18 protein-coding genes and 3 pseudogenes are annotated in these 22,086 nt (G+C 57.0%); 8 read left to right on the forward strand and 13 right to left on the reverse strand.

Going from position 1 to position 22,086, the window contains the following annotated elements:
• The first annotated feature begins 14 nt into the window (after positions 1-14).
• Positions 15-1,346 carry an OprD family porin gene (locus KGA89_RS18250; protein WP_043042298.1) on the forward strand — a complete coding sequence of 444 codons (1,332 nt, stop codon included), beginning with the start codon at positions 15-17 and terminating at the stop codon, positions 1,344-1,346.
• 94 nt (positions 1,347-1,440) lie between these two features.
• On the opposite strand, the gene KGA89_RS18255 is transcribed toward KGA89_RS18250, so the two are convergent.
• From KGA89_RS18255 to urtA, 9 genes are all read right to left on the reverse strand, one after another.
• Positions 1,441-2,484: an AAA family ATPase gene (locus KGA89_RS18255; protein WP_223472210.1), complete on the reverse strand. Its 1,044-nt coding sequence runs from the start codon at positions 2,482-2,484 to the stop codon at positions 1,441-1,443.
• A gap of 3 nt (positions 2,485-2,487) precedes the next feature.
• Complete coding sequence (locus KGA89_RS18260; RefSeq protein WP_003203574.1) at positions 2,488-3,531, reverse strand: aliphatic amidase; 1,044 nt, start codon at positions 3,529-3,531, stop codon at positions 2,488-2,490.
• Between the two features lie 14 nt (positions 3,532-3,545).
• Complete coding sequence (locus KGA89_RS18265; RefSeq protein WP_003203576.1) at positions 3,546-3,893, reverse strand: FmdB family zinc ribbon protein; 348 nt, start codon at positions 3,891-3,893, stop codon at positions 3,546-3,548.
• A 36-nt stretch (positions 3,894-3,929) separates the two neighbouring features.
• Complete coding sequence (gene fmdA, locus KGA89_RS18270; RefSeq protein ID WP_223472211.1) at positions 3,930-5,159, reverse strand: formamidase; 1,230 nt, start codon at positions 5,157-5,159, stop codon at positions 3,930-3,932.
• A gap of 153 nt (positions 5,160-5,312) precedes the next feature.
• Positions 5,313-6,002, reverse strand: a complete 690-nt coding sequence (urtE, locus tag KGA89_RS18275; protein WP_013693772.1) for an urea ABC transporter ATP-binding subunit UrtE — start codon at positions 6,000-6,002, stop codon at positions 5,313-5,315.
• 10 nt (positions 6,003-6,012) lie between these two features.
• On the reverse strand, positions 6,013-6,771 hold the full coding sequence (urtD, locus tag KGA89_RS18280; protein ID WP_003203582.1) for an urea ABC transporter ATP-binding protein UrtD: 759 nt from the start codon (positions 6,769-6,771) through the stop codon (positions 6,013-6,015).
• The gene (gene urtC / locus KGA89_RS18285; RefSeq protein WP_003203584.1) at positions 6,768-7,955 is read right to left on the reverse strand and encodes an urea ABC transporter permease subunit UrtC; all 1,188 of its coding nucleotides are present in this window, start codon (positions 7,953-7,955) and stop codon (positions 6,768-6,770) included. The genes urtD and urtC overlap by 4 nt, the downstream gene beginning before the upstream one ends.
• Before the next feature lie 10 nt (positions 7,956-7,965).
• A complete protein-coding gene (gene urtB, locus KGA89_RS18290; RefSeq protein WP_057448796.1) occupies positions 7,966-8,883 on the reverse strand; it encodes an urea ABC transporter permease subunit UrtB in 918 nt (305 codons plus the stop codon).
• Positions 8,884-8,994: 111 nt separating this feature from the next.
• Entirely contained in the window at positions 8,995-10,239 is a 1,245-nt protein-coding gene (gene urtA / locus KGA89_RS18295) for an urea ABC transporter substrate-binding protein (RefSeq protein ID WP_223472212.1), read from the reverse strand.
• Positions 10,240-10,558: 319 nt separating this feature from the next.
• Between urtA and KGA89_RS18300 the strand changes: the two genes are divergently transcribed.
• Positions 10,559-13,954, forward strand: coding sequence for an ATP-binding protein (locus KGA89_RS18300; RefSeq protein WP_223472213.1), 3,396 nt, complete (start codon positions 10,559-10,561; stop codon positions 13,952-13,954).
• The gene (locus KGA89_RS18305) at positions 13,929-14,621 is read left to right on the forward strand and encodes a response regulator (RefSeq protein WP_053162973.1); all 693 of its coding nucleotides are present in this window, start codon (positions 13,929-13,931) and stop codon (positions 14,619-14,621) included. The genes KGA89_RS18300 and KGA89_RS18305 overlap by 26 nt, the downstream gene beginning before the upstream one ends.
• Before the next feature lie 165 nt (positions 14,622-14,786).
• Here KGA89_RS18305 and KGA89_RS18310 read toward each other — a convergent pair.
• Positions 14,787-15,640, reverse strand: a protein-coding gene (locus KGA89_RS18310; RefSeq protein WP_223472214.1) for an IS5 family transposase whose coding sequence is annotated in 2 segments (ribosomal slippage) — positions 14,787-15,296 and positions 15,299-15,640 — 852 coding nt in all. Because the reading frame shifts where the segments join, the coding sequence is not laid out codon by codon here.
• A gap of 320 nt (positions 15,641-15,960) precedes the next feature.
• On the opposite strand from KGA89_RS18310, the gene KGA89_RS18315 reads away from it, so the two are divergent.
• The 3 genes and pseudogenes from KGA89_RS18315 to KGA89_RS18325 all read left to right on the forward strand — a co-directional run bounded on the left by KGA89_RS18315 (position 15,961) and on the right by KGA89_RS18325 (position 18,058).
• On the forward strand, positions 15,961-16,206 hold the full coding sequence (locus KGA89_RS18315; protein ID WP_223472215.1) for a hypothetical protein: 246 nt from the start codon (positions 15,961-15,963) through the stop codon (positions 16,204-16,206).
• A gap of 276 nt (positions 16,207-16,482) precedes the next feature.
• Positions 16,483-16,690: pseudogene (locus tag KGA89_RS18320) on the forward strand (hypothetical protein).
• A 324-nt stretch (positions 16,691-17,014) separates the two neighbouring features.
• On the forward strand, positions 17,015-18,058 hold the full coding sequence (locus KGA89_RS18325) for a P63C domain-containing protein (RefSeq protein WP_223472216.1): 1,044 nt from the start codon (positions 17,015-17,017) through the stop codon (positions 18,056-18,058).
• A gap of 111 nt (positions 18,059-18,169) precedes the next feature.
• Here KGA89_RS18325 and KGA89_RS18330 read toward each other — a convergent pair.
• Positions 18,170-18,337 (reverse strand): annotated as a pseudogene (locus KGA89_RS18330) (lysis protein); the annotation flags it as partial.
• A 116-nt stretch (positions 18,338-18,453) separates the two neighbouring features.
• Here KGA89_RS18330 and KGA89_RS18335 point away from each other — a divergent pair.
• Both KGA89_RS18335 and KGA89_RS18340 read left to right on the forward strand, forming a co-directional pair.
• Positions 18,454-18,873: a phage major tail tube protein gene (locus tag KGA89_RS18335; RefSeq protein ID WP_317846364.1), complete on the forward strand. Its 420-nt coding sequence runs from the start codon at positions 18,454-18,456 to the stop codon at positions 18,871-18,873.
• Between the two features lie 91 nt (positions 18,874-18,964).
• Positions 18,965-21,109 (forward strand): AAA family ATPase, encoded by a 2,145-nt coding sequence (locus KGA89_RS18340; protein WP_223472217.1) that lies wholly within the window; start codon positions 18,965-18,967, stop codon positions 21,107-21,109.
• Between the two features lie 75 nt (positions 21,110-21,184).
• On the opposite strand, the gene KGA89_RS18345 is transcribed toward KGA89_RS18340, so the two are convergent.
• Both KGA89_RS18345 and KGA89_RS18350 read right to left on the reverse strand, forming a co-directional pair.
• Positions 21,185-21,673, reverse strand: coding sequence for a hypothetical protein (locus KGA89_RS18345; protein ID WP_223472218.1), 489 nt, complete (start codon positions 21,671-21,673; stop codon positions 21,185-21,187).
• Positions 21,674-21,814: 141 nt separating this feature from the next.
• Positions 21,815-22,086 (reverse strand): annotated as a pseudogene (locus tag KGA89_RS18350) (hypothetical protein); the annotation flags it as partial.

The raw sequence follows: 22,086 nt of genomic DNA on the forward strand, positions 1-22,086 counted from the left end.
TGGGGATGACTCCGATGGAGCTTTTCAATCGCGCACCTAAAGTAGTGGCCGGCATTTGTGGCCTGATCATCGCTCAACAGGGTTTTGCCGCAGGCCTGATAGAAGACAGCAAGCTGAGCGTGCTGGCCCGCAACTTTTTCAGTAATGCCGACAACCGCAGCGGCGCCGCCGACCCCAACTACACCCAGGAATGGGGCCAGGGTTTCATCGCCAACTTTCAGTCCGGCTACACCCAAGGCTCGGTCGGCTTCGGCGTAGATGCCATTGGCATGTTCGGGGTCCGCCTCGACTCCGGTAAAGGCCGGCACTACAACCCTGAAAGCAGCGCCTTCAACGGCAACATCTTCCCGACCGACAGCGATGGCCGTGCGGTCGATGAGTTCGGCAGCCTGGGCCTGACAGCCAAAGCCAAGTTCTCCAACACCGAACTGAAATACGGCACCCTGGTCCCGATGTTGCCGGTGGTGATGTCCACCGACCGCATGCTGCAACAAACCTTCAACGGCGGGCAGATCCAGTCCAAAGACCTGGAGAACTTCACCTTCATCCTCGGCCAGTTGGAGCATGTGAAAGGTCGCGGTTCAAGCAACCAGATGGGCATGTCCATCCCCGGTGCAAACAACGCGCAGACGGGCGAGTTCGTCAACAAGTTCTATTACGGCGGTGTGGACTACAAGCCAACCAAAGACCTGACCTTGCAGTACTACTACGGCAACCTGCAGGACTTCTACAAACAGAACTTTCTGGGCCTCAAATACGACTGGCAGGTCGGCCCCGGCACCCTGCGTACCGACCTGCGCCACTTCGACAACCGCTCCGATGGCGCCAACGGTCATGACCCTGACTTCTACACCTTCGGCTACTACGGCGACGGGGTCACCAAAGGCAAGGTCGACAGTCGCCTGAGCAGCGCGCAATTCACCTACCTGGTGAACGGTCATACCTTCGCTGCCGGCCTGCAGCAAGTCAGCGGCGACAGTGATGCAGTCTGGTTGAACCAGGGTGACGGTTCTACCGCCTACTTCATGACGGAGTCGATGATCGGTAAGTTCCAGCGCGCCGGAGAAACTACCTGGCAGGTTCGCTACGGCTATGATTTCGCCAAGGTTGGGGTTCCTGGCTTGAGTTTCCTGGGCATGTACGAAAGCGGCTCGAACATCCGTACCCCCACCGGCGACAAGAACGAGTGGGAGCGCAACCTGACGGTGAGTTATGTGATCCAGCAAGGACCGCTCAAGGATCTGAGTATTGCCTTGCGCCACGCCTCACTGCGCACCGAAGTGTCCACCCAGCGTGACAGCGACGAGCATCGGGTGATCATCAGCTACCCGATGAACATTCTGTAAAAGCCAACACGCTGGGTGATGCGCATCGTCACCCAGCGTAGTGCGACAGCGATTCCCGAGGCTATAGCATCAGACCGCAATCCGGTGCCGTCTCTTACGACAATGGAACAACCGTGAGCCTGTTTGATTCGACCGTCGCAGTCATCTGCATTGCCTGCGGATAAGCCAGCAAACACTCAGCGATGGCAGGCTCCAGCTCGACCCGCACTCGCCTTGTGAGGGCCCGAGCACCAAAGCGTGGGTCATGCTTTCGGCACAACCAGTCGCTTGCCGCAACGTCCAGGACCAGCGTACGGCGATGCTGACCGAGCCGTTGGTTGAGTTTGTTCAGTTCGATCTGCAACAACGCTTCCAGCCATTGGCTTTCGATGCGTTGGAAAACCAGGATGCGATCAATACGGTTTAGAAATTCCGGTTCGAACCAGGCATGCAATGCTAGCTCCAACATAGCCTGCTCACCTTGCGGGGCGATGCCGAGCCAGCGCCGCCAACCGCGTGAAAAACGTTCCCTGTAGGTGGTCGCTTGCCGGGCTCCAACGTTGCTGGTCATGAAGATCAGGCTATTGCGAAAATCCAGCGTTCGGCTACCGCCAGCCAAGGTCAGTTGGCCGTTCTCAAGAATGCCCAACAAGCTGCGCACCACTTCCTTGCTGGCCTTTTCCAATTCATCGAACAGCACGATGCCTGGGCGACTGAAGGTACCTTGAATCAATTCGCTATTGAACAGACTGACGCCCTCTTTACTCCCCACATAACCAGGTGGCGCTCCGGTGAGCGCCGCCGAGTAATGCTCCTGGGCCAAGGTGTGCATGTCGATGCGACAAAAAGCATCGGCGCGACCGTGTATGGCCAGTGCCAGCAGACGGACGATTTCGGTCTTGCCGACACCGGTCGGCCCCATGAACAGGCTCACCGTCAACGGTCTCTCACGCTCACCAATATCGACCTTAACCACGTTCAGCAACGCCTCGACCGCGCTCATGGCTTGTTCTTGGCCGACAATTCGACTGCGCAACAACGCCATGACTTGGGAGGGATTGAAGACGAAGCGTGAGGTCAACAAATCTGCTGCCGGTGATGCGCTGGTCAGGCTCGGCTGTGGGTGGTTTGGGTCGATGCGATCATTCACGAAAGGCATGGTTTAGCCTGCGTGTTTTTCTTTACCGTCGTGGGGAATCTCTCCCACCGGGCAATGAGCCACGCCGACGGTGCTACGGGTCAGTTTTTCGACGTTTTCCCGGGCTTTCTGCGCGTCCAGTACCCAGGTGCGGTAAAAGTCGAACGGGCAGTCAGCCACTCCCTTGTCGCCATCCCCGGAGTTGTAGACCCCGGTGTAACCGCGATGCAGCAGCTTGAACAAATGATTCTGTGATTGGTCGTTCGCTCGCGCATCGCGGATTTGCGAAACGGATAATTGTGCGTACTGAATGCCCATTTCCTCTTCACCGCATTCGCCCAGGGTGCGACCGTCGAAGCCAATGATCGCCGAGTGACCAAAGTAGGAATAAACCCCATCGAAGCCTGCCGCATTAGCCACTGCCACATAGCAATTATTGGCCCAGGCCATGCTTTTGGACATCATCACCTGCTGCTCTTTGGCCGGGTACATATAGCCCTGGCAACGGACGATCAACTCCGCTCCTTTCATTGCACAGTCGCGCCAGATCTCCGGGTAGTTGCCGTCATCACAAATGATCAAGCTGATTTGCAGGCCCTTGGGACCCTCGCAGACATAGGTCCGGTCACCCGGATACCAGCCTTCAATGGGGCACCAGGGAATGCACTTGCGGTACTTCTGGACGATTTCGCCCTGGTTATTGATCAACACCAACGTGTTGTACGGGGCTTTGTGGGGATGTTCCTCGTGCCGCTCACCGGTCAGTGAAAACACCCCCCACGTGTCAGCCGCACGGCACGCGGCGGAAAAGATCGCCGTCTCTTCGCCTGGAATGCTGGCGGCAGTCGCCATCATCTCATCGTGGTCGTACATGATGCCCATGGTGCTGTATTCAGGAAACACCACCAGGTCCATGCCGGGGAGACCGCTTTTCATACCGGTGATGATGTCGGCAATCTTGCGGGCGTTTTCAATGACCTCGGCTTTTGTATGCAGCCGCGGCATTTTGTAATTGACGACCGCGACACCCACGGTGTCCGGGCTGCTGGAAATATCACCATGACGCATGAAATTTACCTCTGTTAATGGCTGATCATCCAAGGTCTGGAGCCGGTTTTACTCTTGAGCCCCTGTGGATTCTCTTTGGTCGGGGCCAGCGGTTTGCTCGGTGCGCAACAACTGCACCCACTGGGATGACGACGGTTCTGCTGGTACTCGCCAAGCGTCTGCGGCACGTGGGCACTTCGCTCGTTGGTCGCCATGGCCTGGCGTTGACTGCTCGACAACGTCGTCAGTGCCGGCGCAGACAACAGCAACCGCCCTCCTGGGCCCGCACAAGACGGGCACTGGCACGACTCGTGCCGTTGGGCCATGGGCCGCAACATTGTGAAAGAGCCACAGGTTTGGCATTCGTACTCATAAGTCGGCATGGCACTCTCCAGACATTGATCGAGCTCGGGCGTGTCTCACAGGTCCGGGGCAATCGGCAGATCGATACTGCCGTCGAGGTGTTTGATGGGGCCGTTGGCGTTGGGGTTGATGTCGAACTCGAAGATTTCGGTGGGTAACCAGAGGGTCGCGCAGGCGTTGGGGATGTCGACCACGCCGCTGATATGCCCTTGCACCGGCGCAGAGCCCAACAGTGCATAGCCTTGGGCGGGCGAATAACCAAACTTGGTCAAGTAGTTGATCGCATTCAGACAGGCCTGGCGATACGCGATATTGACGTCCAGGTAGTGCTGTTTTCCGGCTTCATCCACCGAGATACCTTCAAAGATCAGGTAGTTCTGGTAGGTCGGGATAATCGGGCTGGGTTTGAACACCGGGTTCTTGATCCCGTACTTGGCCATGCCGCCCTTGATCAGCTCGACTTTCATATGCACCCAGCCGGCCATCTCGATAGCACCGCAAAAGGTGATCTCGCCGTCGCCCTGACTGAAGTGCAGATCCCCCACCGACAACCCGGCGCCTTTGACGTACACCGGGAAGAAAATCTTCGAGCCCCGGGACAGGTCCTTGATATCGCAGTTACCGCCATGTTCGCGCGGTGGCACGGTGCGTGCGCCGGTGGCCGCAGCATCATCCCGGGCCTGGCCCTTGAGCTTGCCCATGTGCGCGGTGGCGGCCAGCGGCGCGTTGGCCAAGGGCGGCACGCGAGTCGGGTGGGTGTCGATCAGCTCCTGCTCGCGGCGGTTCCAGTCGCCGAGCATTACCGGGTCGGGCAGGCAACCGATCAATCCGGGGTGGATCAGGCCGGCAAAGTTGACCCCGGGAATGTGCCGCGAGCTGGTGAACATGCCTTTGAAATCCCAGATGGCTTTCTGTGCGCTGGGAAAGTGATCCGTGAGGAATCCGCCACCGTTCTGCCGCGAGAAGAAACCGTTGAAACCCCACATCGATTCGGCCTTGGCGCCGATGTCCAGCAGGTCGACCACCAGCAGATCCCCCGGCTCGGCGCCACGCACGCCCACCGGACCGGACAGGTAGTGCACGGTGGACAGGTCGACGTCACGCACATCCGAGGCGTCGTCGTTGTTCTTGATCGCGCCGGCGGTCCAGTCATAGGTCTCGAGAATAAAATCATCCCCCGGCTTGACCCAGCAGGCCATGGGAATGTCCGGATGCCAGCGGTTGTGGATCTGTTCGTTCTCGGTGGCGGGCTGGTTGAGGTCGACTTTGATCAAGGTATCGGTCATGGCGAAGCTCCTGAACATTAGGGATGTACCGCGTTGGAACCAGTCTCGAATGGCGGCACGAATCGGCCAATACGTTGGATGACGTACCCCTTTGAGCTGGCTTTCCAGCTGCTACAAAAGGGGCCTATAAACCATCGCGCCGCCCGATCGCGCCTACACGGAGAGGTAGCGACTGATGGTGGCTTCGTCGACCTTGTCGCGGGTCTCCTCAATCACGAAGCGACCCTTCTCGATCACCAGGAAGCGGTCGGCGATTTCCAGGGTGAATGACAGCACCTGCTCGGAGACCACAATGGTCAGGTCGCGCAGGTGGCGGATCTCTTTCAAAGTGCGGGCGATGTCCTTGATGATCGACGGCTGGATGCCCTCAGTGGGTTCATCGAGCAACAACACCTTGGGATTGGTCGCCAGCGCCCGGGCAATGGCCAGTTGCTGCTGTTGCCCGCCTGAAAGGTTGCCACCCTTGCGCGAGCGCATGTCGTGGAGTACCGGAAACAACGCATAAAGGTCTTCGGGCACCTGGCCCCGGGCCGATGCCGGCAGGCCGGTCTGAATGTTTTCCAACACTGTCATGCTGGGAAAAATCATCCGCCCTTGAGGCACATAGGCGATGCCGTGCTCCACCCGCTCGTGGGTTTCCAGGTTCGAGACTTCCTGGCCATCGACGCTGACCTGCCCCCGCCACTGCGGAAGGATGCCCATCAAGCTCTTGAACAGCGTGGTCTTGCCCATACCGTTGCGTCCCATCACGGCGACGATTTCGCGTTTGGCCACGGCCAGGTCGAGGTCGTGGAGGATCTGGCTCTGGCCGTAACCACAGGACAGCTTGTCTACGTTGAACATGCCTGCTTCCTCAATGGCCTAAATAGACTTCGATGACTTTCGGGTTGTTCTGCACCGACTCCATGCTGCCCTCGGCCAGGACCTTGCCCTGGTGCAGCACCGTGACCTTATGGGCGATGCTCTTGACGAATTCCATGTCGTGTTCGATCACCAGCACCGAGCGTCCCTGGCTGATGCGCTTGAGCAGTTCCGCAGTCTGTACGCGCTCGTTGACGCTCATCCCTGCGACCGGTTCATCGAGCATCAACAGGTCAGGGTTCTGCATCAGCAGCATGCCGATCTCCAGCCACTGCTTCTGGCCGTGGGACAGCAGGTCGGCCTGTTGCTGCAACAGCTCGCCGAGAAAGATCTCCCGCGCCACCTCTTCAACCCGGGCAATCACTGCGGCACTGCGTTTGAAGAACAACGCGCCAAACACCTTGCGCCCCGCCGGGTAGGACATCTCCAGGTTCTCGAACACCGTGAGGTTTTCGTAGATCGACGGGTTCTGGAATTTGCGCCCGACGCCGGCACGGACGATGTTGTACTCGCGCATCTTGGTCAGTTCCTTTCCATCGAACTGGATGCTGCCGCTGGTGGCGCGGGTCTTGCCACAGATCAGGTCGAGTACCGTGGTCTTGCCTGCGCCGTTGGGCCCGATCACCACCCGCACTTCATTGCGGTCGATGTACAGGTTGAGGTTGTCCACGGCCTTGAAACCGTCGAAGGACACCGTCAGCCCCTCGATAACCAGCACCGGCTTGTTCATTTGAAAACCCACGGCGGTCATGGCTGCGTCTCCAGCGAAGGACGTTCAGGAGCCGGGGTCGGCGGCGCAGTGCGCGACGTCTCCGGCAGGGGCGCGGCAACGGCGGCTTGCTGCGGGGTACGCCGTAATAAACGGCCAAGGGTCTGGCGGCCATGGCTGTCCCAGAGTCCGGCCAAGCCATTGGGAAAGTACATGACCACGGCAATGAACAGCCCGCCCATCAGGTACAGCCATAGCTCGGGGAAGGACTCGGAGAAATAGGTCTTGCCGTAGTTCACCAACAAGGCCCCATACACCGCGCCGAGCAGCGACATGCGCCCGCCGACGGCGGCAAAGATCACCATCTCGATGGACGGCACGATGCCGACGAACGAAGGCGACATGAAGCCCACCTGCAAGGCGAACATGGCGCCGCCAATGGCCGAGAAGGCAGCGGCGATGCAGAACACGAAAATCTTGAAACTGGCCACGTCATAACCGGAGAAGCGCACCCGCTCCTCTTTGTCGCGCATCGCCATCAGCAGCCGCCCGAGCTTCGACGCGAGGACGAAACGGCCGATGAAAATGCAGCCGAACAGCAAAGCCGCGTTAATGAAGTACAAAAGCAACTTGGCGCTGTCGCTGCGCAGGTCCCAGCCGAGCAGCGTCTTGAGATCGGTGATGCCGTTGACCCCGCCAGTCAGGCCCTGCTGGCCGACGATCAGCACCGTGAGAATCAGCGCGATGGCTTGGCTGACGATGGAGAAATAAACATCCCCCACCCGCCGCTTGAACAGCGCCATGCCAATGATGAAGGCCAGCACTACCGGCACCAGGATCACCGCCAACAGGGTGAAGCTGAAGCTGTGGAACGGCACCCAGAGCCACGGCAGTTCGGTGATCTGGTTCCAATCCATGAAATCCGGAATGCCCGGCGTCGACTGGATTTTGGTGCTCTGCGGGTCGGAGGCTTCGAGCTTGAGGAACATCGCCATGCAGTAGCCGCCGACGCCGAAGAACACCCCCTGCCCGAGGCTGAGAATGCCGCCATAGCCCCAACACAACACTAGGCCGACAGCGACGAAGGCATAGGTCAGGTACTTGCCCACCATGTTCAGGCGAAAGGCATCCAGGGTCAGCGGGAAGACCACGAAGATCAGCAGCGCCAACAGGCCCACGCCCAACAGGTTCTGCTTGCCCGCCAGCATCTTGTCTAAAAGCTTCATTGGCTCGCCTCTACTTGCGCACTTTGATGGAGAACAACCCTTGAGGGCGCAACATCAGGATCAGGATCACCCCGGACAGGGTCAGTACCTTGGCCATCGAACCACTGAGGAAAAACTCCGAGATCGATTGGGTCTGGGCAATGACGAACGCCGACGCAATAGTGCCGAACAGGCTTTGTGCGCCGCCGAAGACCACCACCAGGAAGGTGTCGACTATGTACTGCGAGCCCGCGGTGGGCCCGGTGGAGCCAATGGTGGTAAAGGCCGCGCCGGCCACCCCCGCGACACCGCAACCGAGGGCAAAGGTCATGCGGTCGACCTTGCGCGTATTGATGCCCACGGCACGGCTCATCAGCCGGTTTTGCACCGTGGCCCGCACTTGCAGGCCCCAGCGTGAGCGGTAGAGCAAGAGAAAAATGGCCCCGGTGAGCAGCAGGGTCAGGGCCATCATGAACAAACCGTTGCGCGGAATCTCGATGGACTCGGTGAAGTTGAACGAGCCCATCAGCCACTCCGGCGGCGTGGCGCTGACTTCACGGGCGCCGAACACCGAACGGAAGGTCTGTTGCATCACCAGGGACAGCCCCCACGTCGCCAGCAGCGTGTCCAGCGGACGTTTGTAGAGCCGACTGATCATCGCCCACTCCACCAGCCAGCCAATGGCCCCAGCCACCAGAAACGACAGGGCGATGGCGATGAAAAAATAATAGGGTTGAAACCATGGGGCGAAATGACTGGTCAGGCTCGAACAGACATAGGTGGTGTAGGCGCCGATCGTGAGGAACTCGCCGTGGGCCATGTTGATGACCCCCATCTGGCCGAAAATGATCGCCAGCCCCAATGCCATCAACAGCAGCACGCAGAACACGGACAAGCCGTTGAACCCCTGCATCGCCGCGATGGCACCAAATTCCGATAGCCATTCCATGATGATGGACTCCTGCTTGGAGGGAGGATGTGGAAAACCGTTGGGCCCCCCATCGCCAGCAAGCCAGCTCCTACAGAGTGTTGGAGTCGGCTTGCCGCGATGGCCCAGCCCTTACTGGTAGCCTTTAGGGAAAGGATTCGGTTCGATCAGATCAGACTCGTAAACCACCTTGAACTGACCATCGGGCTGTACTTCACCGATGCGGGTCTTGCTCCACAGGTGATGGTTTTCATGCACTTTGACGTAGCCTTCAGGCGCGGTTTTCAGCTCGATGCCCGGCGAGGCTGCAACCACTTTGTCGACATCGAAACTGCCGGCTTTTTCCACCGCAGCCTTCCACAACCATGGGCCCAGATACGCGGCCTGAGTCACGTCGCCGATCACCGAATCTTTGCCGTACTTGGCCTTGAAGGCGTCGACGAAGGCCTTGTTGTTGGGGTTGTCCAGGCTCTGGAAGTACTTCATCGAGGCATAGAAACCGGCCATGTTCTCGCCGCCGATGCCCAGCAATTCATCTTCGGTGACCGAGAGCGTGAGCAAAGTCTGCTTGGCCGAATTGACGCCCGCCGCATTGAGTTGTTTGTAAAAGGCCACGTTGGAGCCACCCACCACTGCGGCGAACACGACGTCGGGTTTCTTCAGCTTGACCTTGTTGATCAGCGAACCGAACTGGGTGTTGCCCAAGGGGTAGTAGTCTTCGCCGACCACGGTACCGTGCAGCACGTTTTCAATGTGCTTGCGGGCGATCTTCATCGAGGTGCGTGGCCAGATATAGTCCGACCCCACCAGGTAGAAGGTTTTGGCGCCTTTGGTCTTGGCGATCCAGTCGAGGCTGGCGAGGATCTGCTGGGTGGCTTCCTGGCCCGTGTAGATCACGTTCTTCGACTGCTCCAGCCCCTCGTAGAAAGTCGGGTAGTACAGCAGACCGTTTTCCTTCTCGAAGATCGGCAGCACAGCCTTGCGCGAGGCCGAGGTCCAGCAGCCGAACACCGTGGCCACCTTGTCGTTGAGCAGGAGCTTCTTGGCCTTCTCGGCGAAGGTCGGCCAGTCGGAGGCGCCGTCTTCCTGGATCACCTTGATCTGCCGACCGAGGATGCCGCCTGAAGCGTTGATCTGCTCGATGGCCAAGCGTTCGGCCTGGATCGAACCGGTCTCGGAAATCGCCATGGTGCCGGTGGCCGAGTGCAACTGGCCGACCGTGACTTCAGTGGCGGTCACCGCCAGGCCGGTGCTGTTGGCCTCGTCCGCCCATACACCCTGGCTGAACACACTGGCAGCCAGTAACGACAGGGCCGCCGCCCCTAGCGCCAAGCGGCGCGGCAACAGGCCTTTAGTCCGGATCAATGGTGGTTGCATGCTGCTACTCCTCTGCGGTGACGCTGGTGGTACGCCCTATGGCGGCCAGCAACGGTGGTGGTTCAGCATGGAGGGGCGTCTCGACGACGGGTATACGCAGCCTGACGTAAGCGCATACGTCATTTGACGTAGGGAAAAATGCACCAAGGCGGCGCAGGCTATTGCTCCAGGTCCCGACCGACCGGCACTGCGCGGACGCGCGCGCAGGCACCAGCTGGCGCGGCAAGACGGCGTGGTGCAGGGCATGAAAATTGCTCGGCTATCCGCCACGGGCACACCCGCCAGGCACGGAGCGCCTTGACCCCAGGAGTCTTTCACCGTGCTTCCACCTGGCACCCAGCGCATCGCCAAGATCCGTCGCGACTACAACAGCTGGGTCGCCGACGAAACCATGGAAGACTACGCCCTGCGTTACACACCAAAGTCCTTTCGCAAGTGGTCGGAACTGCGCATCGCCAACACCGCCCTGGGTGCGGTGTCGTTCCTGGCCCTGGAGGCGATTGGCGGGGTGCTGGCCCTGAGCTACGGCTTCACCAACACCTTCTGGGCGATCCTCGCCGTGAGCCTGATCATCTTCCTCACCGGCCTGCCCGTCAGCTACTACGCAGCCCGCTACGGCGTCGATATGGATCTGTTGACCCGCGGTGCCGGCTTCGGCTACATCGGCTCGACCATCACCTCGCTGATCTACGCCAGCTTCACCTTTCTGTTCTTCGCCCTGGAAGCAGCGATCATGGCCCTGGCCTTGGAGCTGTACTTCCATATCCCATTGGCCTTTGCCTATGTGATCTGCTCTGTGCTGGTGATCCCCCTGGTGGCCTATGGGGTGACCCTGATCAGCCGCCTGCAACTCTGGACCCAACCGTTGTGGCTGGCGCTGCTGGTGCTGCCCTACCTGTTTGTACTGCTGAAAAACCCCGAGGCCTTCAGCGACTGGACCAGTTTTCAGGGCCGTGATACCGGCGGCGGCGATTTCAATCTACTGGCGTTTTGCGCGGCCTGTACCGTGGCCCTGTCCCTGGTGACGCAGATCGGCGAACAGGTCGACTACCTGCGCTTCCTGCCGGAAAAAACCGCGGCCAACCGCAGGCGCTGGTGGGCCGCCCTACTCTGCGCCGGCCCCGGCTGGATCCTGCCCGGCGCCCTGAAAATGTTCGCTGGCGCCTTCCTGGCGTTTCTCGCCCTGCAACACGAGATCCCCATCGAACGCGCTACAGAACCGACCCAGATGTACCTGGTGGCCTTCGGTTATGTGTTCGCCTCACCGGAATGGGCCCTGGCGGCCATGGTGCTGTTCGTCTTCGTCTCGCAGATGAAGATCAACCTGACCAACGCCTACGCCGGCTCCCTGGCCTGGTCGAACTTTTTCGCCCGGGTCACCCACAGTCACCCCGGCCGCGTAGTTTGGCTGGTGTTCAATGTGGCGATTGCCCTGATGCTGATGGAACTGGGGGTATTCGACGTCATCGACCAGGTGCTCGGTCTCTACGCCAACATCGCCATCGCCTGGATCGGCTCGGTGGTCGCCGACCTGGTGATCAACAAACCCTTGGGGTTGTCACCGAAACACATCGAGTTCAAGCGCGCTCACCTCTACGACATCAACCCGGTGGGCGTCGGCTCCATGCTGATTGCCTCGCTGCTGTCGGTCCTCGCCCACTTCGGTCTATTTGGTGCGCTGGCCCAGGCCGCCCCGCCCTTCGTCGCCCTCGGCACCTCGCTGGTCATGACCCCGCTGCTGGCCTGGGCCACCCGCAGCCGCTATTACATCGCCCGCACCAGCGATCCGCTACTGCTGCAACCGGTGGCACCGAGCACGCAGATCACCTGCGGCCTGTGCAGCAACCCGTTCGAAACCGCCGACATGGCTTTCTGTCCGGCCTACAGCACGCCCATCTGCTCACTTTGCTGTTCGCTGGACGCGCGTTGCGGCGATCGCTGCAAACCCCACGGGCGTCTGTCGGCGCAGTTCGAAGCGCTGTTGCATTGGTTGCTGCCCAATGCAACGGTGCCACGCCTGCACACCCGGCTAGTGCATTACTTGGGCCTGCTGCTCGCGCTGATCCTGATGCTCAGCGGCGCTCTGGCGCTGATCTATGGCCAGGCCTCCCAGGGACTGCCCCACTCGCCGCAAGCCCAGGCGACGCTGTACCAGGCATTTTTCAAGGCCTTCCTGACGCTCTCGGTACTGGCGGCCATCCTCGCCTGGTGGGTGGTTCTGACGCGGGAAAGCCGCCACGTGGCCCAGGAAGAATCGGACCGCCAGACCCAGCTGCTGATGCAGGAAATCGAAGCCCACCGCTTGACCGACCAGGCCCTGCAAGATGCCAAGGAGGCTTCCGAGGCGGCCAACGCGGCCAAGAGTCGCTACGTCACCGGACTGTCCCACGAACTGCGTACGCCGCTGAACAGCATCCTCGGTTTTACCCAGATCCTGCAGCGCGACGCGGCCATGCCGGAGCAGCATCAGGATGCCCTGGCGACCATCCTGCGCAGCGGCTCGCACTTGCTGTCACTGATCGACGGCCTGCTCGATGTGGCCAAGATCGAGGCCGGCAAACTGCGCCTGGAAGCGACGGAAATCCCCTTCCCGGAACTGATCCACGATCTGGAGCTGATGTTTACCCCACAAGCCCGGGACAAAGGGTTGCGCTTTCGCCTGGAGCTGATCGGCAAGATGCCGGCGGTGGTGCGAGGCGACGAAAAGCGCGTCCGGCAGATCCTCATCAACCTGTTGGGCAATGCGGTCAACTTCACCGACAGCGGCGAGGTCTGCCTGCGGGTCAGTTACATGCGCGAGACGGCAACCTTCGACATCATCGACACGGGTATCGGCATCGACCCCGAGCACATCGAGCGAATCTTCCAGCCTTTCGAACGCGGTGATCTGATGCGCCAGGACAAGGGCGTTGGCCTGGGCCTGACCATTACTCGCATGCTCACCTCGTTGATGGGCGGCGAGTTACAGGTCAAGAGTCAGCAGGACAAGGGCACCTGTTTCCAGGTGCGCCTGTTTCTCTCGCAAGTACGGGTGCCGCAGGCGGTGATCCATGTCGAACACGACATCATCGGCTACCGGGGGCCGCGGCGTCTGGTGCTGGTAGTGGACGACCATGTGGACCATCGCAAGGTCCTCAGCGGCATGCTCACGCCCCTGGGCTTTGAAGTGGTCCAGGCCAGCAACGGCCAGGAAGCGATTCGCCAGGTCGCCCTGCTGGGGCCGGACCTGATCCTCATGGACCTGTCGATGCCGACGATGGATGGTTGGGAAACCAGCCGGCTGATCCGCCGCAATGCGTTGTCCACGGCACCGATCATCGTGATATCGGCCAATGCCTTTAACGACGAGCGCGAGCGCAGCCTGGCCAGTGCCTGCAACGACTACCTTGCCAAGCCGGTACACACCCCGGAGCTGCTCGAACGGATCCAGAAGCAGCTGGATCTGCACTGGCTGCGCCGCGAAAAACCAGCCCCTGCGACATTCCCCGAACCGGGGATATTGCCCTCACAGCCTGACCTCATCGCCCTCGGCGAACTCAGCGCCATCGGCTACGTACGCGGTCTGCACGAAAAACTCGACGCCATCCAGGCCGAGACGCCAGCCACCGCCCCTTTCATCAGTTCGCTACGCAAGCTGCTGAAAAACTTTCGCCTGGACGAAATCAACCGCGCCCTCAAGGAGGCAGAAGATGAATGCACTGACCACAGTCGCTGAACCCGGTGTCGTGCTGATTGTGGACGACACCCCGGACAACCTCGCCATGCTCTCCGACGCCCTCAACGATGCCGGCTACATGGTGCTGGTGGCCCTCGACGGGCTCAGCGCCCTGAACCGCATCGAACGTCGGCGTCCGGACCTGATCCTGCTGGATGCGATGATGCCGGGCCTGGACGGCTTCGAGACCTGCCGGCGGATCAAGGAGCAACCGGCCAACGCCGATATTCCGGTGCTGTTCATGACCGCACTGACGGAAAGCAGGCATGTGGTCCAGGGCTTTGAAGTGGGTGGCAGCGACTACGTGACCAAGCCGATCCAGACCGACGAAGTGCTGGCCAGGGTCGCCGCGCACCTGCGCACCTCGCGCATCCTGCTGTCGGCCCGAGCGGCGTCACAGCCAGCCGCGCCGAGCCTGGACGACGAGCCGGCGCACAGGGTGCTGTCGGCACGCTTTCAGCTCACTGGTCGGGAAGTCGAGGTTCTGCGCTGGGTGGCCTGCGGCAAGACCAACCGCGACATTGGCACCATTCTCGATCTGAGCCCACGCACCGTGAACAAACATCTGGAACATGTGTATGTGAAGTTAGGTGTAGAGACGCGCACAGCAGCGACCTCCGTGGCGTTGTCGGCCATGACCGATTCTCGCAACAGTGCTTCAAGGTAAGCCGCGATAAACAGATGTATTGTTGGATGAGCACTAGGGCCGTTTCGTCCATGACAGAAGCTGTGGATGAGGCAGGAATGTTGGAAACGGCTTTGGATTTTCAGCTCAGCCACCCAGGCATTGTTGACGTCGCTGACATCACCCGGATTGTGCGGGCACCGGATGTTAGGCACCGTACGAAAAATAATGTCGCAAACACCGCACAGCACAAGCTAACGAGACCATCGCAGCATAACTTTTCGCGAGCTTGTCGAAGCGTGTGACGATGCGGCGGTTTTCTTTCAGCCAGCCGAACATGCGCTCGATGATGTTGCGCTGCCGGTATTCTGGCCGATCAAACAAGCGAGGCAAACCGGGCTTGGGTTTGCGTTTCATGGATCGCAGAGGGATTACCGGCTGCATTCGGTAACGGTCACAGTAGCGACGCAGAGCCTCAGCATCGTAGCCTTTGTCGGCCAAAAGCCAGCGACATCGTTTGCGAGGACGACCGCGCAAACTGGGGATATAGGCTTCATCGAGCAGTGGCTGGGCATACGAGATATCACTGGCCTGTCCGCCCGAAAGTAGAAAACGCAGCGGTATGCCGTTGGCGTCGCAAAGCATATGAATCTTGGTCGTCAGGCCTGCGCGACTGCGGCCTAGCGCATGGTCTGCAGGTTCATCAGGCCCCCTTTTTTTCCGGCGCCTGATGAAGCTCGGGTTGCGCGTACAGCTGTGGAATCGATCATCCATGTTTCCAGGTCGATCAATCCTTGCTCGTTCAGCTTAATGTGCAGCCGCCTGAGCATCAGGTCGAACGTTCCTTGGTGACGCCAATCCCGAAACCGTTGGTAGACCGTTGGCCAGGGCCCGAAGCGCTCGGGCATGTCGCGCCATGCGGTGCCTGAGCAAAGCACCCAGAGCACGCCATTGAGCATCAAACGATCATCGGCTCTCGGCCGACCATTGCGCCGGGGTTGTTCAAAGAGGTCAGCAACCAGCTCCCAGGCTGCATCGGGAATTTCGTACCGTTTCACCATCGTGGCCTCCTGCCTTCGATGGGCGCGAACTTTACCGAATATCAGTGTTCAAGTGCGGTGACGGCGGTTTCAAAGGATTTCGTACAGAACCTAGCACCCCATGCCGGGGACCATAGAGATTTAAGCCGTTGTTTTTAAATGAATATAGCTAAATTACCATCCCACAAAACATCAAGTTTTTTTGTGATTATGCAAACGTAAACTCGTGGCCTGCAGCGTAAGTTTTGCCCAAGGCTGGATGGAAGAACCTGACCTCCCCTGATTTATTCGGCGGTATGGTATGTTTGCGCCCCACACAAATCCCAATCAAGGATCGAACCATGCTGAATGACAAGGTGAAGCTCAACCCAGGCGAAGAGCTGAAATTCGAGAGCTCTCGTTCAAAGGGTTTCATGGCGGAAGAGGATATAAATGAATACTCCGTCGTAAACGCTGACGGGCAGGTTGTTGGAAAGGTGATACACACCGATCACACGGCGGTGAAAGGCTTCAGAAGAACACAGACGGTCCGCCAGACCGATATCAACGGTAAGGTGATCGTCGATGAACACTGGGAAGGCTCATAGCAACCCTTGCTCTTGCGTGCTGAGCATATAAGCATTTCCCCCTTTCAGCTGGCACGCAAGACTCCCACCATATCAGGGGTGACTATGGAACGAGCGTACCACTTGTTTTATAACGAAATAAAGTATTTTGATAGACATCCAAAACCAGCAATACGAGCTATAAGAGTCAATAACTTAGCGTTGTATATTCTTACAATAGTACCCATCTCCGGCGTCCTGCCGACCGATACCCTTCCCCTACCTGCTACGCTGATTCCATCGTTTGGGGAATCGTCCATGCCAAATTCTGACCTGCCTCTCCTCTCTGCTCTCCAAGATGTACGAAAACCAGCTCACCCTTGAAGCAGCTATCAAGGAGCTTTCGAACTAGGTTAAGGAGCATGGATCAACCGAGATTGACGCCAACGGCAGCGGAGCCTTGGACACGATCGACAGGAACGAGAAGTTCATCAAGATGACGCTCGCGGTCATGATGACGCCTTAGTGACATGGGCAGCTCGTCGACCCCAGCATCGTCCGAACGCATACAGCATTGATTGCTGGACGGCCCGCCATCCTTCACGAGAATGAGAGGCGGCTGACAGGTTATGCGGATGAGGTGACGGCAGGAGGATTGTGGGGGAAGCTGAGTAGCCTCCATTCTGAAGCCATGTGTTCTGGTAGGCGAAGCGACTTAGGTTAGCTAATACTCCTACCTTGATCACGACAGTCACACCTCGCCTCCTGCAAGCAAAATATACTTTTTGCTTGCATAATAATGTCATGCAAGTTTAAATTCATCCTAGATCGCCAACTAGGAGTTTCCGCTATGCCAAAGAAAATTGATAAGGAAGAGAAGAAAATCGCTGAAAAACCGACTGGGAAAGCTGTGGGCGGGAAAGCGAGAGCGGCCTCGCTAACCCCAGAACGTAGAACTGAGATAGCCAAGAATGCCGCCAAGGCGAAGGCAGAGATCAGAAATCTCCCAAAGGCAACACATGGCTCAACGGAGCATCCGCTCAAGATCGGCGACACAGAAATCCCCTGCTATGTCCTAGAGGACGGCACCCGAGTTTTATCCCAGCGAGGTCTCTTTACAGGCCTCGGAATGAGCCGAGGAAGTAGGACGGGGAGTGGTGGTGACCGAATGCTCTCTTTTCTTGAGTCAAAAGGCGTAAACCCCTTTGTTTCTGAGGGGTTACTGGCGGCGATCACAACCCCTATTCGCTTCCTATCAGGAACTAACGGGAGCGTTGTAACTTTTGGTTATCCCGCAACTGTCTTGGCAGATATCTGCGAGGCGGTGCTGTCAGCGAGAAAAGCAGCAACACTAAACTATCAACAAACGCACATTGCTCAGCAGTGTGAAGTACTGGTTCGTGGATTCGCTCGCGTCGGCATTATTGCCCTCGTCGACGAAGCCACTGGATATCAGAAAGATCGTGCCAAGGATGCCTTGGCACAGATCCTGGAAGCGTTTGTTGCGAAGGAACTCCAGCCGTATGTAAAGACCTTTCCTTCAGAATTCTATGAGTATATTTTCAAGCTTCGCGGGCTTGATTACCCACCAAAAAATGCAAATTATAGGCCGCAATATTTTGGCGTTCTTACAAACGATATAGTTTATAAGCGTCTCGCCCCCGGGCTGCTGGCTGAGTTGAAAAAGGAGAGCAGCAAAAATGCAAAAAAAGGGCATCTCCACAGACGGCTCACGGTTGACACTGGGCACCCAAAACTGAGAGAGCATCTGGCCTCAGCGGTGACCATCATGAAGCTAAGCAAAGATTATGAAGACTTTATCGACAAACTGAATCTGATCCACCCGCGTTACGGGAATACGATCCCTCTGGATCTTGAGGAGGGAGATAAATAAAGTTGTGAAATAATGGCTCTGCTCTCCACTATCCGTCATGCATCACAAATCTAGGCCCGGCCCAGCTCCGGGCTTTTTATTGTGCAGAATCCGGGCCCGACCTGATCAAGCCTATCGCTGATTCACTTCGCTGACATATGCCTGACACGCCTTCAGCGCGATCAGCCCCCGGTCGCCGGCGTCGGTGATGGCGACAATTCGTTGAGCATGCGCTGGGTCAAGTTGGGCTCTTGTTCTTCCATGAACCATTCCGACGGTTCCGATGGTGGCAGGCGCTGCGGAGTTGCATAAATGGCAGGCTTTAGCGCACACCGTATTTCCAATGCCAACGTCTACCTCGATGGCACCAACTTTTCGGCAAATGCGAAGAGATAGATCTGGGCACCATCAAAACCGTGACGAGTGACTTTCAGGGGCTGGGCATGGTTGGGCTGATCGAGCTGCCGGATGGCATCGATAAGCCGGAAGGCAAAATCACATGGAACAGCCTGTACTTTGAGGCGGCCAAGAAGCTGGTCACGCCGTTCAAGAGTGTGCAGTTGCAATGCCGCTCCAACGTTCAGGTGTTCAACAATGGGGGGCTGGTGAACGAGATACCGCTGGTCACGACCATGACCATTACCGGCAAGAAGTATCAGTTGGGGACGCATAAACCGCGTGACCCGACCAAGTACGACACACCGTTTTCGGCGGCCTATGCGCGGCAGATGATCAATGGGGATGAGGTGGTGTTGCTGGATTATCTGGCGAATATTTTTCGGGTAGGTGGGGAGGATCAGTTGGGGAGATATAACAAAAATCTTGGGATTTCTTGATGGCCCCAACGATGATGGCTATTCAGCTCTATGCTTGAGGCACAGCATAACGCTCACCTCCTTCCTCGCTCCATTTGCCAAGGATAGCCTCGTGATAAAAAATATCATTCTGCGCGGTGTTTCCAGCTACTCCCCCGACAAGAGCTCAACGATTGGGCCGCTTACCAAGGTGAACGTATTCTACGGGCACAACGGAACCGGGAAGACCACGATTGGTAATTTTTTGCAGGATCCGGCGGATGTGATCTATTACCAATGCAGCACTCAGCCTGCTGACGCAGAACGTGAAGTCCTGGTGTACAACCACACCTTCACGGAGAAAAATTTTCACGCGAGCTCCCAACCTGGCGTGTTCACGCTGAACGAAGGCAACATTGAGGCTGAGAAAGCACTGGAGGCTGCGGAGGCTGCGCTCAAGAAGCTCGCAGAAGAACGACAGATCGAAGTGAACACGGGACTTGCACTCGCAGCGGCTCACAAAGCGAATGAGGAAAAATTGCGAGAGCAGCTTTGGGCCCTTAAGAAACCGTTCGACAACTCCGCATTGAAGTATTGTTTTACCTCTTTCCATACCAAAGAAAAGCTGGCCGAAAAAGTCCTCCAGCTGAAGCTCTTACCGGCATCCAACACAGTTGAAACTCTGATGGCTGAGGCTGCGCAGCTGCAATCTGCGAGTGACATTGAATTGCCGGGCATCTCGGTTTTCCGATTTCCGGAGGGCGACATTGAGCAAGATGCGGTGCTACAGGAAGTCATTACCGGCTCCGGCGACTCTTATCTTTCAGCGCTGATTCGCGAATTGGGTAATTCAGATTGGGTCAAGCAAGCGTTAGGGCTCGTGAACAAGGAAGACCAACGCTGCCCATTTTGTCAGCAGACGCTTCCGGAGGGATTTTACAATGAGATCAGCAAGGTATTTGATAAGACCTATGATGAGAGAATAAAACTACTGACTGCATTGAAGGCCCGATATGAAACAGGGGCTGGACGCCTCCAACTTCAATATCGTCGAACGGAATATCAGCTACCTATTTTTCAAGCCCCCATCGCGGAGCTGGAAGTTAATCTGCAAAAAAATATCCAAAGCCTCTCAGCCAAATTAGCGAGTCCCTCCGTATCTATTACCCTTCATCCTACAGGCAATATCCTAGCTAAGCTCAATACCTTGGTCGCGGCAGAACAAGCTAAGATTGATGCATTCAATCTGAAAGTGAAAGACAAAAAAAATCACTTAGAGAAAATAAAGGTACAGTTCTGGAACTGTTTTAGAATCAACTGCGACCCCCTGATAGCCTCTGCAAAAAAGGCTTACGAGGAGCACGAAAAGAAAAGCAATGAAAAACGTAAGGTGATCGAAGATATCCGCCAAAAAGCACAAGTTCACCGGGACGTCATTATCGCAAGCAAAGCAAAAATTACGAATATTGACCAGTCCATCGACAGCATCAACGTCTCACTCAATATGCTAGGGCTCAAGGGTTTTACCGTCGTCAGAGAGGATGGCGAGCTTCCCCAGTACAAGCTTCAACGCCCCAATCAAGCGACAGGTGTCTTCAAGACCCTCAGTGAGGGCGAGAAAACTCTGATTTCCTTTTTATATTTTTTGGAAGTCTGCAATGGAGAGCTGGACAGCAAAGGCGGCAAGCTAAAAAGCAATCGCGCCATCGTCATTGACGACCCTATATCGAGCCTTTCGCACAATTATATCTATGATATAGCGTCACTAATTTATCGTCGCGTGCTCAGCCCCAAAGACCGCTTTAAACAGATATTCATCCTTACGCACAATCTGTTTTTTTTTCACGAAATGCTGAAGCATTTGAAAAGGTCGGACGAATTTTCGCTATTCCGGATCACTAAAGCGGTCTATAGCACCATCACACCAATGAAGTCCAATGAAATACAGAATGACTATCAATCCTTCTGGCAGACCATCAAGGATGCACAGGAAGGGCGTACATCCGTAAACGTGATCCCAAACATGATGCGTAACATTCTTGAGTATTACTTTGCCTTTGTTCATCGGCAAGATGAGTTGCAACAAACCTTGCTGGCACTGGAGGAAGAAGACACTGAATTTCGTGCCCTCTATCGATACGTAAATAGAGAGTCTCACTCCGACGCAATCAACCTAACTGATTTCGGGGAAGTATCTCCAGAGAATTATATAGCGCGCTTCAAGCAGGTTTTTGTAAAGACCGGCTTTGGAGGGCACTACGAAAAAATGATGAGCTAAAAGTCACCAATCTTATAGAAGCATCATCATATTGCGCCATGTGGTGCCTACAACAACTCCTTTCGTAGGATGCGTCTATTGACGCAGCCAACGCTGCGAGCTTATTGCGATAAACTGTCGAATCCCTAACGAACCCCGTTCATTGCGAGCTCTTGACCCCGGCTTAGTCAGGGCAGTAACCACCGCATCACGACTGACCTCGTACATAGCAAAAGCATTGAAATCAGAGTCAAGCAACACTAACAGCACAGCGTCGAAGGGTTGCCCCAAATCAATAGAGCCCAATCGGCCGACTATCCTGGCCGGGTTCACCACGCACCGACCTTTGATCTGGATATGCACAGGGCAGCCATTTCTGATTTCGGTAGCGTCGTAGCCAGCCTTTCTGGCGCAATGCAGATCCAAGCCAAGCTTTGTCGCCGCTTCGAATTCAGCCACCTCACCAGTGATGCCCAACGGCTTGCCCGTTAACCGGTAGTAACGCCGGGCGAGCACCTTCGCATCACGTAAAACTTCAAATATCTCAGCATTGATAGAATCGACACTGGCTTGGATATCAATCACATGTGGGAGCCTAGCCAAATCTGAGCCTCTTTGATGGTCAGCAGGGTGTCTCAGGGTTTGCGCCCGCGGGACAACACATTAAGGGCGATCGCGTATGCAGTGCCAAGGCGATACGTCAGATTGGGTTGCTACCACCTGACCTCACTCAGCCTCGCCATTGCCAAACGACAATTCATTCATGCCCCTCCACAGATTCGAATATCCGGCCAGCCAATTATCAGGGTCTACCCCACTGAATAGCTTGTCCAACCAATCAGCTTGGCTAGCTAAGCGTAGGTAATACAGAGGATGATGGGCGCCTTGCTGCGTATTCATCTCGGTTTCGTCGTAGTTGTAAGCTTTCAGGGTGCGGTTGCCACAGCTCGTTTTCAGAAAGCGAATAAAACTATTGAGATTGCCGCTCCCCCCTGAGC

The sequence above is a fragment of the Pseudomonas sp. A-RE-22 genome (assembly GCF_019956035.1).
Lineage (GTDB): Bacteria > Pseudomonadota > Gammaproteobacteria > Pseudomonadales > Pseudomonadaceae > Aquipseudomonas > Aquipseudomonas brassicacearum.

Coding starts and splice junctions, on each gene's coding strand:
- KGA89_RS18250 (WP_043042298.1), top strand. CDS start 15: ATGGAGCTTTTCAATCGCGCACCTAAAGTAGTGGCCGGCATTTGTGGC.
- KGA89_RS18255 (WP_223472210.1), bottom strand. CDS start 2,484: ATGCCTTTCGTGAATGATCGCATCGACCCAAACCACCCACAGCCGAGC.
- KGA89_RS18260 (WP_003203574.1), bottom strand. CDS start 3,531: ATGCGTCATGGTGATATTTCCAGCAGCCCGGACACCGTGGGTGTCGCG.
- KGA89_RS18265 (WP_003203576.1), bottom strand. CDS start 3,893: ATGCCGACTTATGAGTACGAATGCCAAACCTGTGGCTCTTTCACAATG.
- fmdA (WP_223472211.1), bottom strand. CDS start 5,159: ATGACCGATACCTTGATCAAAGTCGACCTCAACCAGCCCGCCACCGAG.
- urtE (WP_013693772.1), bottom strand. CDS start 6,002: ATGTTCAACGTAGACAAGCTGTCCTGTGGTTACGGCCAGAGCCAGATC.
- urtD (WP_003203582.1), bottom strand. CDS start 6,771: ATGACCGCCGTGGGTTTTCAAATGAACAAGCCGGTGCTGGTTATCGAG.
- urtC (WP_003203584.1), bottom strand. CDS start 7,955: ATGAAGCTTTTAGACAAGATGCTGGCGGGCAAGCAGAACCTGTTGGGC.
- urtB (WP_057448796.1), bottom strand. CDS start 8,883: ATGGAATGGCTATCGGAATTTGGTGCCATCGCGGCGATGCAGGGGTTC.
- urtA (WP_223472212.1), bottom strand. CDS start 10,239: ATGCAACCACCATTGATCCGGACTAAAGGCCTGTTGCCGCGCCGCTTG.
- KGA89_RS18305 (WP_053162973.1), top strand. CDS start 13,929: ATGAATGCACTGACCACAGTCGCTGAACCCGGTGTCGTGCTGATTGTG.
- KGA89_RS18315 (WP_223472215.1), top strand. CDS start 15,961: ATGCTGAATGACAAGGTGAAGCTCAACCCAGGCGAAGAGCTGAAATTC.
- KGA89_RS18325 (WP_223472216.1), top strand. CDS start 17,015: ATGCCAAAGAAAATTGATAAGGAAGAGAAGAAAATCGCTGAAAAACCG.